At 32.4% G+C, this 14,218-nt stretch carries 10 protein-coding genes; 1 reads left to right on the plus strand and 9 read right to left on the minus strand.

Annotated elements, in window-relative coordinates; genetic code table 11:
* Nucleotides 1-206 precede the first annotated feature (206 nt).
* Nucleotides 207-1,817 carry a glycoside hydrolase family 140 protein gene (locus tag J3477_RS13115; RefSeq protein ID WP_206870396.1) on the minus strand — a complete coding sequence of 537 codons (1,611 nt, stop codon included), beginning with the start codon at nucleotides 1,815-1,817 and terminating at the stop codon, nucleotides 207-209.
* 1 nt (nucleotide 1,818) lies between these two features.
* On the minus strand, nucleotides 1,819-3,291 hold the full coding sequence (locus tag J3477_RS13120) for an alpha/beta hydrolase domain-containing protein (protein ID WP_206870397.1): 1,473 nt from the start codon (nucleotides 3,289-3,291) through the stop codon (nucleotides 1,819-1,821).
* Between the two features lie 181 nt (nucleotides 3,292-3,472).
* On the opposite strand from J3477_RS13120, the gene J3477_RS13125 reads away from it, so the two are divergent.
* Nucleotides 3,473-4,474 carry a LacI family DNA-binding transcriptional regulator gene (locus J3477_RS13125; protein WP_206870398.1) on the plus strand — a complete coding sequence of 334 codons (1,002 nt, stop codon included), beginning with the start codon at nucleotides 3,473-3,475 and terminating at the stop codon, nucleotides 4,472-4,474.
* A 166-nt stretch (nucleotides 4,475-4,640) separates the two neighbouring features.
* Here J3477_RS13125 and J3477_RS13130 read toward each other — a convergent pair whose 3' ends face one another.
* The 7 genes from J3477_RS13130 to J3477_RS13160 all read right to left on the minus strand — a co-directional run bounded on the left by J3477_RS13130 (nucleotide 4,641) and on the right by J3477_RS13160 (nucleotide 13,846).
* Nucleotides 4,641-5,351 (minus strand): MBL fold metallo-hydrolase, encoded by a 711-nt coding sequence (locus tag J3477_RS13130; RefSeq protein ID WP_206870399.1) that lies wholly within the window; start codon nucleotides 5,349-5,351, stop codon nucleotides 4,641-4,643.
* 204 nt (nucleotides 5,352-5,555) lie between these two features.
* Nucleotides 5,556-7,841, minus strand: a complete 2,286-nt coding sequence (locus J3477_RS13135; protein WP_206870400.1) for a glycoside hydrolase family 2 protein — start codon at nucleotides 7,839-7,841, stop codon at nucleotides 5,556-5,558.
* A 170-nt stretch (nucleotides 7,842-8,011) separates the two neighbouring features.
* The gene (locus J3477_RS13140; RefSeq protein WP_206870401.1) at nucleotides 8,012-9,301 is read right to left on the minus strand and encodes a PTS sugar transporter subunit IIC; all 1,290 of its coding nucleotides are present in this window, start codon (nucleotides 9,299-9,301) and stop codon (nucleotides 8,012-8,014) included.
* Between the two features lie 48 nt (nucleotides 9,302-9,349).
* Complete coding sequence (locus tag J3477_RS13145) at nucleotides 9,350-9,655, minus strand: PTS sugar transporter subunit IIB (RefSeq protein WP_183276215.1); 306 nt, start codon at nucleotides 9,653-9,655, stop codon at nucleotides 9,350-9,352.
* A gap of 87 nt (nucleotides 9,656-9,742) precedes the next feature.
* Nucleotides 9,743-10,060, minus strand: a complete 318-nt coding sequence (locus J3477_RS13150; protein WP_183276214.1) for a PTS sugar transporter subunit IIA — start codon at nucleotides 10,058-10,060, stop codon at nucleotides 9,743-9,745.
* 210 nt (nucleotides 10,061-10,270) lie between these two features.
* Complete coding sequence (locus J3477_RS13155) at nucleotides 10,271-12,961, minus strand: sigma-54-dependent transcriptional regulator (protein ID WP_206870402.1); 2,691 nt, start codon at nucleotides 12,959-12,961, stop codon at nucleotides 10,271-10,273.
* Between the two features lie 24 nt (nucleotides 12,962-12,985).
* Entirely contained in the window at nucleotides 12,986-13,846 is an 861-nt protein-coding gene (locus J3477_RS13160; RefSeq protein WP_206870403.1) for an AraC family transcriptional regulator, read from the minus strand.
* Between the last annotated feature and the right edge of the window lie 372 nt (nucleotides 13,847-14,218).

The raw sequence follows: 14,218 nt of genomic DNA on the forward strand, positions 1-14,218 counted from the left end.
ACAGTTAATTTATCAAATATATTGTAACTATATTGATGTACAATTTCGCAATAAAATACCATTAATAGTTAAATAGATTATTTGTATGAAGTGTTTCATCTATATTTCAATCTTTCGAAAGTAAAGCAATTAAAGAAAGCCACTTCTGACTTTCTTAATTATTGTTACATTTTCACCACTATTTTAAAGTATACTAGAAGACATTATTATTTCTCTTGGTTTTCAACAAACATTAACCAATCTCCCTGTTCTTTTTTAACTGGAAGCTCCCATGACCCATCTACTATTTTTATATTTTCAAAGGCTGTTGAATACTCTCCAGTACAAGGATTAAACCACATTGCTGCATACGCACCATTTTTTAATCCATTAATTTTTATAGTCTTTCTTGCACCATCTCCATAATAGATGATCATTTTATCCCTATTTCCATTAATAGATACTAGAGGAGTTTTTTTGCCAAAAGGATTAATATCTTCTTTATTGTCAAGATCTTCATAAGGGTTGAATTCCCAAAAATGTGCCTTCTCGTAGAAATCCTTCATATACCCTATCTGTTCTGCACCAACTCCATCAATAGCTTCATACCAAGTGATATCAAAGCGATTAAAAATATTCATAGGGTTTGGTTGATTTTTCTCCCAGACATTATCCCAAATCCCCTGTGCACCGTAAGTATATCCGCAGCCTCCTAGCTGTATTGACATATATGCCACTCTTCTCAGCATATCTGCTGTACACATACGGGTTCCGTTTTCTTCTAAGGTAGAGCAGAACTCATAAAAACACTCACCTTCTATAAAAGGCTTTTTAGAATATTTTTTATAGAATTCTCTATAATGATCAGAACTAATAGAAAAATCTCCATGGCCCGCTTGATTTAAAGTAAAGTCAAACCAACTCTCATCTTGATAATAATCAGCAAATGGTCTCTCATTAGTATAATGCGCTGTCTGCAAAGATCCATAGCCGTCCAGTTCTTCTATATATATAGCCACTTTACGCCATTCATTTATTAATATTTCTCTTTCTTCGCCACCTTTATAACCTGCTACTTCTCCAGCCAATGTCCAAACTATAGGCAATGCTCCATATCTTGCTATGATATATCTAGCCAAATGCTTTTGACCTTCTAAGTCATTAATTATTGACATGAACCACGCAAAGCCCAATGCATTAACAAGACCTAAATCTGCCAGATAATACATACGACGATCTAATTCTGTTTGATAAAATTCCACATTAGGAAGCTTTCCATTTTCACTTTCTGTCCAATAAAGTTCACTTCCACCCATAATACTGTCACTTCTTAGATTGGTCTGATAAACATTATAGCCCTGATCTACACGTTTTTTAGCCATCCCCTTAAACATACTGTCCATTCCAGGATGATTTGACTGATCCCATTGTTCTTTATATGCAAATTCCCAATGAGTATCACCTAACCAGAAGAATGGAGTACCATCATCATGAATTAAATATCTTCCTGATGGGTGAACTTTTAAGAAACCATGACGGTATATCTCTAAATCACCACAATATTCAACACATTCTATTTCTCCCGTTGTATCATTTAATCCTGACTGTTCATCTGCTATGACTTTGTAGTTCCAAATCCCTAATTCTGTAGGCGCAAAGGAAATCTTATAAATATTTTCTCCATCCCAATATGCTTCTCTCTTAAGCTCACGTCCTGATGGAGCTGTAAATACAGCTGATATCTTCGCATCCAAAAATGGATTTTTATAAGAAGTTTCACTGTTAAATTCTAAAATTATCTGACGCCATTTTTCAGTTCTTTGATTTTTACCCTGCATATTATAGCCCCCTTTTTCTTGCTAGCTCCAAAGCAAGTTCTATTAGTTCCTGCCCATCTTCCTTGCAAACAAAACCTTTTGAAATTTGTTCTTCAGTATCTTGGGTAACCAGCTTTCTATAATTCTCAATTGTTCCATACAACTCCTTCAGCATACCTGAAGAAAAAGCTTCCTCATATCCAAACAAACCATCTTTATCAGAACTCGGATCTAACATACTCATTCCAACTTCAATATTGCTTGTACTATTGTAACGACCTGTTGGATAATTAAGAAGACAAGTTCTTAGTCCACCTACAGTATTGCCAAATGCATCCTTACAATTTTCTCCTTCAGCATCAACTTTAATACGTTCGCAATGATTAGGTCCAGCCCCTGTCCTAACCCAGTTAAATAGATTTCTATACGCTGCTGCAAATAGGATTTGTGAAGGATAATCATTACCTTCTTCATGTTTTCCTATATATTCAGGCAAATGATCTATTCTCTTTAAATCTGGATCATTTTGATAATAATCAACATAACTATACATAGTATCATGACTTGCACCAGTAACCTCATATAATCTATATTTAAAATATAGATTATCACTATCCGATCTCATAGTTCTCCAACTATCATACCTACCATTTTCGCTTTCTGTTTGCACAGCAATAAATGGCTCACTAACCTTTTCAATTCTTGATAACTTAAAGCTATATTCTTTTAATGACTCATACTGATTTATCGGCGTAACTAGAGAACGAACACCACCGCCAGCCAAATAACCATCAAACACTTTACCCCCTCGTGAAACCTCTGGACGATATGCAAAACTATTTACATATCTGAAAAGATAACATGCTGATTGAGACCATCCTGTAAGATAAATATATTTACGAGAATATTTAAGTAATGGATTCTCATCTTCATCTGAACGAATTAACCACGCTAAATCAGTTAGCATGTCCCAAAACAAGCCTGTCTCATAAGAAATATCTAAATCAGGTAATACATGATTTCTTTCTAATGCCTCTTCAATTTTGAAAGAAAAAGGAACTTCAGGGTTTGGATTTTTCCATGACAATCTTCCATATCGCTCAGTATTAAACTCCACCATCTTCTTTATAGTATTTGGCTTGCTGGTTATACCTATATAGATATCCCCATTTCTCACAAATTCCTTATGTCCTAAAATCCACATACGATCTATTTCCATAAAAGATGTAGGATTCACTATTTCAATAACAACATTTCCGCTACAAAGCTTAGGATTTTTTGGTGCACGAACTACAAATCTATTTATATATGGTGCATCAGCTGTTGCAACTTCTACCCTTTCATCCTTATCAACAGAGCGATATACATTAGCTGTACCATACATATAATATTCTGTTTCTTCATATCCATTCTGAGATAGCTTACAATACTTTTCAGCACTAGCAAAAGGATAACTAGTATCTGTTATAGGAATCTGTTCTATTCTTTCTATCATAAAGTTTCCTCCTATTGTCTTATTATTTACCCTTAATTTAATCCTTTTCAAACTCAATTTCAATAAATAATTCAGTTAATCTACTCAATTTTTAACTAAATTATTTAGTAAATCTTGAATTTAGAAACTAAATAATTTATATTATTTTTAAAGATAAATTTTATTTATAAGAGGTAACTATATGACAATTACTGCAAAGGAAATTGCTAAACAATTAAATATATCTGAATCTGCCGTTTCTTTAGCTCTTAATCAAAAACCTGGTGTCAGTACTAAAACTAGAAAAAAGGTTATTGAAGTAGCCAAAAGTCTCGGATATGATTTTTCGAAAATAAATCCCCATACCAACAAAGCTGGCGTTATTAATTTTATTCTTTATACTAAAAGTCTTCTTTTTGACACTCCTTTTTTTAGAGAACTAATAACTGGTGTAGAAAAAGGCTTTAAGAATACTGGGTATCGTGTAATAATCAATCATTTACACAGCGAAGAATACGTTCAAGAGCAATTAGATGAAATAATAAATTCAGATTGTGACGGAATTATTCTCTTAGGAACTGAGATGGCCAAAGAAGACTTTGCATCTTTCTCCCTTGTAAATCTTCCAATTATCTTGCTAGATTCCTACTTTGATTCAAATAAAATGGATTGCATTCTCATAAATAACTTTGAAGGTGCCTATAATGCCACAAACTATTTAATAAAGAAAATACACGCACAGCCTGGACACTTAAAGGCCTCTCTCAGCATATATAATTTCGACGAGAGAGCTGATGGATATTATAAAGCAATTCGTCAAAACGGAATGTCTGTGGCCAAGTCAATTGTTCATTCTTTAAGTCCTTCTATAGATGGAGCATTTGCTGATATGCTTTCAATAATAGAGCAAGGAGACGAGCTAGCCACCTGTTATTTTGCAGATAACGATGAAATAGCTATCGGGGCAATGAAGGCATTTAAAGAAAAAGGCTTTAATATACCTTCAGATATTGCAATTATTGGATTTGACAACATCCCATTTTCAACCTACGTTGAACCACCCTTAACTACAATAAATGTTCCAAAAACTTACCTTGGCGAATTAGCAGCAAAAAGGATGTTATCTGTAATTGAAAATTCGTCAGAGTATCAACCTATAAGAATAGAAGTAAAAACAAATCTCATTCCTCGTAAATCAACTTAAAAGATAAAGTCATTTAAGTTGGTTAAATGATAGATAAGGAAAATAATTTTTATCTGTAATTTAAAGGGACTTCGATTTCGAAGTCCCACTATCATCTGAATTTTATTCTTTTATAAATCAGTTATTATCTTACATATAATAAGTATCAAACTTAGAATTTAAAAACTTATCTATTAGCTATTTCAGCAATTCTTTCATTTGGATTATCCGTAAATACTCCTCCATGATAGCAAATAACTGTTTGAATATCATACTTTGAAAGTTTCTTTAAGGATTCTGTTGCCTGCTTCATATCAAAAGTAAACACAGGGTTAGGTCCACAAAGCTTTCCCTCAAAAACATTCAATGCATCCCCAGTAACTAAGGTTTTATACTTCTTTAAATAAAGACAAGTATGACCTGGTGTATGTCCTGGAGTGTATATTACTTCTATTCCACCACAGTAAGGAAGCTCTTCCCCATCTTCAATGGTTCTACTAACCTTGACTTTTAATTTTTTAAGCATTTCCAAGGTTTCATTTCTCTTATCCTCTGTCATAGAGTTAAGACGTTCTGTAGTTATCTTAATTGGCATCTTATCTCCTTCAATATAAGGCTTTTCACCAGCATGGGATAAGACTTCTACTCCATTCTTAGAGTTTTTAACAACACTAACTAAACCACCAATATGATCTATGTCATGATGGGTTATGATTATCTTATTAATTCTATCAACAGACACACCAGCTTTATCTAATTCCTCTGAAATATTTTGCAGCTGTCCTGGCAAGCCTGCATCTATCAAAACTACATCATCTTTATCAAAAATAAGTGTAGGATGCATTTGATGTTCTGTACTTCCCAGTTCAAGTACACTTAAGCCTTCAGCAATGTTCATTTTATATCACTCCATATCTATATATTTAAAATTATTATTTAGCTATTCAATCTATCATAATTTTACCATAGTATTTATAAACATCAATAAAAGGACTTCGATATAATTTATCTAAGCCCTTTTTATTGATATTGTATTTAAAAATGTACCACTTCTTAGCTCAAAATCAAATTGAATTAAAACACAGTTTTCACATAGAACTTCTTATTTCTTTGGAATCACATTAAGCTCATTGTTGATAACCCCTAAAAGCTCTTTTGGTATTCTAAACATAGAACGCTTAGACATACCTTCTATGGATATAAGTCCCATCATCACCTTAAATCTAGGTTCTTCAGCGGTTTCTCCAAAGAACTTTTTAAATACAGCCTTCGCCTGCTCATTTTCATAAAGCTTTTCTACAGAATCGTATATGGAATAATATCCTTCCTTAACAACGATCTCTTTAACCTCGGATAAGTCAAACTTTTCAAACCAGTTAGTTACGTGTTTTGTTTCTTCCTGCTTTGGAAGTATATAGCTTTCATCTAGTTCACTTACTCTATTAAGAATCATCTCATCTGTGTAAATATTGTTATTTCCATCATGAGCTTCAATCCTTAAAGTATTTTGTCCAAACTCTAACTTAACATTTTTAAACACCTTCATAGGTTCACTATTATTTACTTCATCCACAAAGTTATTATTTACATACAGCTTTATTTTAGATAAATTAGACAGAACTACTATATCATTAAGTTCTTTATGTCTGTTTATAAATCTGCTACCAGCAAGCTTTACAAAAAGTTCCTTCGACCAATAAGCTTTGCATAAGTAAAAGGCATCTTTCTTCACTTTTCTATCTATAGCAACTAAGCCCTTTTGGTTTCTTCCCTTTTCTCCGCCTTCATTTCTAATCTCACTGCCGAAATCAAACATGGCCCAAACATATCCACCTAGAACAAAATCTCTTTCCTTAAAGGTTCTAAGTGCATTATCTTGGAATAATAGTTGGTATTCTTCAGTATAATCCTTTACTGTCGGTTCATAGGAATGAAGTTTTGGATTAGTGTCCACTCCATATTCAGTAACCATAACCGGTTTGTTAGGTCTTGCAGCATGGAAGTCATCTAATCTTATTCCTAAATCTTTAATTTCTTTGTAGTACCAGCCATAATATAGATTATATCCAACAAAGTCTGTTAAATCATTTAATGAACTTTCATTAGCCACTGTATGAATATTAGCTTGGGCAATGAATCTGTTCGAATCTAACTTTCTCGCAATAGAAACAAGTTCTCCAACCATTTTATAGGTATTTTCATTTTCTACAGCTATAGTTATTTCATTTTGAACTCCCCAGCAGTAAATTGAAGTATGATTATAAGCCTGCTTTATTAAGCGCTCTAGCTGCTCTTTGGCATTCTTATTTTCTTTATCAACAGTGGTTGGAATGCTGATAAACGGAATCTCAGCCCAAACTAGCAACCCTGCACGATCACAAAGTGTGTAGAAATAATCATCATGTTGATAATGAGAAAGTCTAATACTGTTTGCTCCTATTTCCTTTATGATTGACATATCCAGATTCATATGCTCTTTTGTTAAAGCATTTCCTATGCCAGCAAAGTCTTGATGCCTGCTAACTCCATTTAACTTAATAGCTTTACCATTTAAAAATACACCTTTGTCTGGAGTTATCTCTAAAGTTCTAAAACCAATTTCTATAGTTCTTTTATCACATAAAACATTTTCTGAGTAAAGCTCTACTTCTAACTTATAAAGATAAGGATTTTCTATTCCTTGCCAAAGCTTTGGATTATCAATTTTTTCAGTAAAATAGAATGTTAATTTCTTTCCAAGCTCAGTTTCATATGTTTTATCAAATACTATATTCTCTTCTTTATCTAAAAGTCTGAACTGTAATTTACCAGCTTTAGCTTCAGTTAGTTCATTTACAACAGTTCCCCTTATCTCCAGTTCAAAGATATCATCAACTATATTTCTTTGAGTTAAGTATATGCCATCTCTTCCATTGTCCATCAAATCAAAATGAACTGATTCTGAAATAATTAATTTAACTTCACGATATATTCCTCCATAAAAAGAGAAGTCAGCCATTAGTGGATACACATCTTTATGGCTGCTGTTATCCACTATGATAGAAATTAGATTTTCTCCCTTCTTCAAAAAAGGAGTCATAAATACTCTATACATTGAAAAACCACATCTGCTGCCACCAGCTAACTGCCCATTAACATAAACCTTAGATATTAGAGATGCTGCACCTATTTCTAAAAATATAAACTTAGTTAACTCTTCATCACTAACATTTAACTTTCTTTGATAAAAGCATTCACCCTTAAACATTCCTTCACCGCTTTGTCCGTCAATAGCATTAAAGCAATGAGGTAAAGTTACCTGTTCTGCTTCTATTATTTCCTTCTCTATATAAACTTCATTATTTTTCTTTGTAAAAGTCCATTTATCATTTAAATCTATTATCCTCAATTATTTTCACCTGCTTTTATATTGATTTAAAATATAAGTTCACCCTATGGATGTACCACTTCGTAATAAAACTTATTATTTTTAAATTCTCTCACCAGAACCCGTGATAGTTTTAAAAATATATTTCGGATCGAAGTGGTACATCTTTAAAGGGTGAACTTAAACCTATATTACTTTACTTCTTCTACTGCTGTTTCTTGTTCTAAAGCATAAGCTTCCTTATCTGCTTTTCTAAAGAACGGATACCAAACTGCCATTTCTAAAAGAACAAGTAAAACTTGAAGAACAGCTATCTTCCAGCTTCCTTCCATAAGTCCGCTGAATATTATTGGCATACCACTCATTGGAGCCATTCCAGCTACTCTTGGAACTATACCTACAACAGTTAATGCATAAGCAATAGTTATATTGATTGCATTCATGAATATAAATGGAACAGCAAATCTTACATTGAATACTAATGGTGTACCAAAAACTAATGGTTCGCTTATACCAAAAAGTGATGGCAACGCTGCTAATTTACCTAGAGTCTTGTATTGCTTACTCTTAGCGAATATTAGCATTAGTAATGCAAATCCAATCGCACTTGCACTCATAGTATAAGTACTAACAAATGCACGTCCTGTTATATTTGGAAGCGCTTGACCTGCTGAGTAAGCAGTCAATTGTGCTGCATCCATTGCTGTAAATATTGGAAGAACTACTGAGTAAATAACCAAAGTTCCGTGAATACCAAAGAACCATAACACTTGAGCAAATGTCCATAAAAGTATAACTGATACTATGTTTCCACCAACACCTTGAAGTGGAGTTTGAACAAAAGCATATATAAATGCATGCATAGTTTTATATGGAGTTGCTGCAAAAACACCTGAGATAACTAAGAATAATATCGCAACTGCAAAGCCTGGTATTAAACTACTGAAACTGCTAGATACTACTGGTGGTACACTAGCTGGCATCTTGATAGTCCAACCTTTTTGTTTAATGAAAATGTATAATCTTGTAGCTACTAAACTTATAATAATTGCTGAGAATATTCCCTTTGCTCCTAACCAATCCATTGGTATTGACGTAATAGTAGCATTGTTTACTTTAGTTACAGAAAGTGGTGTCACCACAAAGAAACACACTGCTGCTAGTAAGGATGGTAAAATTGGATCTTCTTTAAACTGTTTTGCATAACTACCTGCAATAGTAATTAAAAACACCACTGCTAAAAAGTTAGTTGTAAATTGAATAGATGTATTTAAAACAGCTGCTATTCCAGAGCTAGCAATAAAGCTTTTATATGCTGGTATTTGTAGATTTAAGAATAGTGAAGCAAATGCACCTAAAAGTGTCACAGGCATTGCAACCATCATTCCCCCAGTGATTCCATTTGCCAATTTACTTTTTTGAACTTTATTTAGTATCGGTGCAAGTTTTTTATTAATAGATTTTGAATCTAATTTAGCCATTGTTAATCCCCCTTTAGAATTTAGCTTTCAATAAGTTCCTTTATATAATTAGCCTAATAATGCAAGAGCATCATTTAATACGTTTTCACCATTTAAAGTACCGTAGTCCATCATATCTATTACTGCAACCTTTATTCCCTTAGGTTCGTATTTTTCTCTTATCTCATCTTCTAAATAAGCTATTTGAGGTCCTAAAAGTAAAACTTCTGTTGGTTCTTCATATTCTTCAAACTTAGACTCTGACATAGCTATTATCTTTGCTTCAATTCCTTTTTTCTTTGCACTTTCTTGCATCTTAGCCATTAAAATACTTGTTGACATTCCTGCTGCACAAACTAATGTAATATATTTCATACTTTCTTCCTCCTAAAAACTTCTATTATTTTGTTTTGAATCTATTTTTAAACAAGCTTGTTTGGTTAACTAATCTAATTGATAATTTTATTTTCTAAACTCTTCATACATTGAAATCATTTCTTGTGCCAAATCACGTACAGTGATTGCATTCATTAAGTGGTCCTGTGCGTGAATCATAAGCAAGCTTATTTCAACCTTATCTCCTGCTGATTCACCTTGTATTAAGCTAGTTTGGAAGTTATGAGCTTTATTTAGTGCTTCATTTGCTTCCTTTATTTTATCCTTTGCAGCCTGAAGCTCACCTTTTTTAGCCAGCTTTATCGCATGCATTGCTTTACTTCTTGCATCACCGCCATTTACTATAAGTTCCATAACTATTTGTTCTTTATCTACTGTTTCCATTGCTTCACCTTCTAATCAACATTTTTTGTTTGCCTTACGCCTATATATAAAGCAAGACCCGTGCCAAAGCAGAAGTTATGATTATTTACTTTTAAAAAGGCTTTCTAACCCTTTATTTATCAACATTTCAGATATAATAAAAAAAGTTTTCGAAAAGTATTAATGTGCTTTACTTTTCGAAAACTTTTCAAAGCACATTGCTGATGTGCTTTATTTTGCCCTATTTTTCATAGTAAATAGATTCATAAGGTAACAGATCTCATCTTCAGAAATAAGAATTGTATATTTAGTGTTAAGCAATGCGCATTCACTTTTTATTAATCTATACAATTCTAAATTTTCTCTTATATAGCTTTCTTTATTTCTATAAGCTTCTACAACTTCATTTCCACTTAATCTATCTACCATAACTGCCATATGTAGAGTTATTCCTATCAGTGCATTTGAGGTAAGCTTTATATTCATTGCTTTTGTAACATTTCTACAAAATCTTTTTATATCCTTAACAATAACCTTACCATCAATATTCTTTAATTGATGTTCTAAGGTTTCTTCCATTTTTATATAAACTTTTTCTCTCTCTATTAAATCTTGGATATTTTCTGAGGCATTGCCAGCTATAATATGATCTAGTTTAAACTGTATATAATCTGCATCTAGATCAAAAGGACTAACTATGCATAATATTTCATATTTATTTGATAGCTTTTCTAATCTATCATATATATTTTCTTTACCTATAAAATTCACAGGAACTATATCAAGCAAACTGCTTTCAAACTTAAGGCTTCTCTCAAGTATTCCTTTCATAGCTTTAGCACTACCTTCTCCTGTAGTACAAATAGTTACTATAGCGAGCCTCTTTTCTTCACTAGTTTCTGGTATATAATCCAGTGAATTATTATCATATAAATTATTAACCTCTAAGGTCTCCCTATATATATCATCTAAAGAATAACCTAGCATTGCTTTTCTAGTAGCTTCAATACAATGTAGGGTACTAACTAGTGGAATAGTTCTGGTTTTTATTTTAAATTCTTTTTCAATTTCTCTCCCAAAGGTTGCAAGGGACCCCATATCCACTAGGAATAATATCTCTGAATCAATATTATTTTTTCTAATATATTCTTTAATCTTTTCTAGAGTTATTTGAGGCTTTTCATCTATTGGTGCATTTATCCCTCTTGAATAATCAGAACCTAAAAGTCCGTTCACTGCATCAGCCATAGAGGTAGCTGTAGTTTCCCCATGTGCTATAATAATCACCTTTACATTATTATAAGTCTTTTTAAGTGCCTCATTATGATATATCAAAAACATAGTGATAAAGCCAGCTTCATCCACAGGTATTTGGATTTCTAGTGATTGTTCAAGTATTTTCAGAACATCTATGGCTATATTAAACTCTCTGCTATGCTGCTTTCTTATGTTATTTAGCTCTAAGTTTTCAATCTTTTTATTTCTTCTTATTCTATCTACTGCATTATTTATGTGAACTGCTAATCCATAGTATATATGCTTATCTAATTTTCTTTTTAGCTCTTCTTCACAGAAGTTAATTACTTTTTCAACTACCTTCATTATATGAGGTTCTACGATAGTCTCTAGGTTGGCAGTATCTACTTTGTAATTAAATTTGGTAATATACTTTTTAAAGTAATCCTCTATGTTGCTTTCCATTTCTTTCTCGAACTCTGTACCTTTTACCCCTTTTGCTTTAAGGTCCCTAGTCTTCATCTCAAGCATTTCATAGATATTTTCGTCATAACTATTTTCTTCGAATATCATCTTTTCTTCATCTTTATCAAAGATACAATATCTCTTATTTATGTCGACCAACTTATTCCACAACTGTCTATGTTCAATTTCCTTATATAAGCCTTCCCTGATATAGGTTGGTAAATCTAAGCTACTCATGCTGATCTCTTTTTTTCTATTTGATAAAAAATCCGCATAAGCTCTAGCACAGGCAAGCTGTATATCTGATTTAAGCTGTCCTACATTGCTTTTACAGTCATAAAACAAAAATGCTTTTATTGAATTTATAGATACCTTAATGCTTTTGCCAAGTCTTCCTGATTCTTCGATCATGAACTGCTTTATAAGATTAAATCGCTCTTCTATTCCCCTGTTCCTTAAAGCGGGTATTGTTATCACCATAGGAATTCTTCTTGTAAAGGTCTGAAGCAAAGTAGTATCTGGATTTTCAGTGGTCGCAGCTATAATGAGCACCTTTGCACTTCTTTCACTTTCTGTTTCTCCAAGTCTTCTGTACACGCCCCTATCCATAAAAGTGAAAAACATCTCTTGCCCTTCTGCCGGTAATCTATGTACTTCATCTAAAAACAGAATTCCACCATCTGCTTTTTCTAAGAGTCCAGCCTTATCAAAATCCGCACCTGTATAAGCACCCTTTTTCACTCCAAAAAGCTGACCAAGCAGTAACTGAGGATTATTAGCATAGTCTGCACAGTTAAAGGTTATAAAGGGACTGTCTTTAGGCCTTACCTCCATCTCTGTGGCATACTTATATATTAAGCCAGCAAAGGTTGACTTACCTACTCCTGTCTCACCTAAAAGCAGTATATTCATCCCATTTGGAGGATATAGTATAGCAGCCTTAGCCTGCTCTAAAGCAGTATATAAACTAGGATTAGATTCTGAAAACTTATTTATTACTGATATATCAGACACCTTAGCTATCTCATCTACAGCTATAAATAAGGTTGGCTTCCCCTTTATCTTAACAGCCTTTCCTTCAGTAACTAATTTATTTAAATCATTGCTTACATTTCCCCTCATAAGCTCCAATTCTTCAGCAAGCTCTGATGCTGATACTCCGTTAGGCTTTGAAGCTTTTATTTCCTTAAGTTTATTAAGAATCAAATCAATTCTCTTCATCTGTTAATTCACCTCACTTTGCTTTCACTTTATCATTGCCTCATAATACTGCTTTGGTGTAATTCCATACTCATTTTTAAAAGCTCTAAAAAAGTTTGAATAATCCCCAAAACCGCATTGTTTGTAAACATCAATAATTGGAACTTCTTTTAATATTAGTTCCTTAGCTTCTATTAGTTTTTTCTGAACTATATATCTATGTATTGTAGTTCCTGTATATTTTTTAAATTCTCTAGATAAATGGAACTTACTTAAGTAAAACTGTTCTGCTATTTGGTCAACGGTTATATCTTCTTCTATATGATTATTTATGTACTCTATTATTCCATCAATAAGATTACTTTTCTTTATATCTACACCTAGTTCTGTATCTTCCTTAAAAGCAAGATTATTTATATGTACCATTAGCTCTGTGATATAAGCTTTATAAAGCAATTCGTAGCCTATTCCTTGATAATTTTCTAAATCAACTAATTTATTAATAATAAACCTTATATTTTTTTGTTGCTCAATATCCGTGCTTATCACATTCTTTTTATTAAAGCCTTCAAAGCAAAGTGAAAGCTCTGTTTCATCATTTGAAAGCCTCTTTAAGAAAGCTTTATTTATCCAAAGGACAATTCTTTCATAATATGCTTCCTCAGAATTTATCACAGCTTGATGTAGTTCTTTTGAGTTAATCAAAACTATATTTCCCGGTTCTAATTTATAGGACTTACCTTCAATTAGATAAGTTACATCTCCTGAGATAAAGAAATAAAACTCATAAAAATCATGATGGTGTATATTTATACTCCTTATATCACTATTCAAATAATGATATATCTCATAATCACTGGATAACATATATTGACGAGTCTGGTACTCATGAGTTCTCTTTTTCACCAAATCCCACCTCTTAATTTATCTTAATATGTACATTCTCACACTTCAATTTGTATTTGCAAAATATAGATAAATCAGTTCCAACTGAAACATACAGCTGAAATCCTATTACTATTAATAGTTAACAGAAGTATCAGTTAGTTTAATTAGAGTGAACTGGATTATCTATTCCGCTGAAATGATAAACTACTTCAATCCTTGGACTCCAAATAAAGATTTCGATGGTTCTACGAATCTTTATTTGGATAAATTCTAATATGAAGAAGTTTATCTATATGCTTAGCTGAAACTTGTATAAAGTGCGTTATATTAGTACTAATTTGTTAAATTACATTTAATATATTATTGAAATTAAGTTGTTATGAAGGAGAT

Source organism: Clostridium zeae (assembly GCF_017312485.1).
GTDB classification, from domain to species: domain Bacteria; phylum Bacillota; class Clostridia; order Clostridiales; family Clostridiaceae; genus Clostridium_AR; species Clostridium_AR zeae.

Bases quoted from the DNA above. Each gene is read 5' to 3' on its own strand.
- J3477_RS13115 (WP_206870396.1), bottom strand. From the start codon at position 1,817: ATGCAGGGTAAAAATCAAAGAACTGAAAAATGGCGTCAGATAATTTTA.
- J3477_RS13120 (WP_206870397.1), bottom strand. From the start codon at position 3,291: ATGATAGAAAGAATAGAACAGATTCCTATAACAGATACTAGTTATCCT.
- J3477_RS13125 (WP_206870398.1), top strand. From the start codon at position 3,473: ATGACAATTACTGCAAAGGAAATTGCTAAACAATTAAATATATCTGAA.
- J3477_RS13130 (WP_206870399.1), bottom strand. From the start codon at position 5,351: ATGAACATTGCTGAAGGCTTAAGTGTACTTGAACTGGGAAGTACAGAA.
- J3477_RS13140 (WP_206870401.1), bottom strand. From the start codon at position 9,301: ATGGCTAAATTAGATTCAAAATCTATTAATAAAAAACTTGCACCGATA.
- J3477_RS13145 (WP_183276215.1), bottom strand. From the start codon at position 9,655: ATGAAATATATTACATTAGTTTGTGCAGCAGGAATGTCAACAAGTATT.
- J3477_RS13150 (WP_183276214.1), bottom strand. From the start codon at position 10,060: ATGGAAACAGTAGATAAAGAACAAATAGTTATGGAACTTATAGTAAAT.
- J3477_RS13155 (WP_206870402.1), bottom strand. From the start codon at position 12,961: ATGAAGAGAATTGATTTGATTCTTAATAAACTTAAGGAAATAAAAGCT.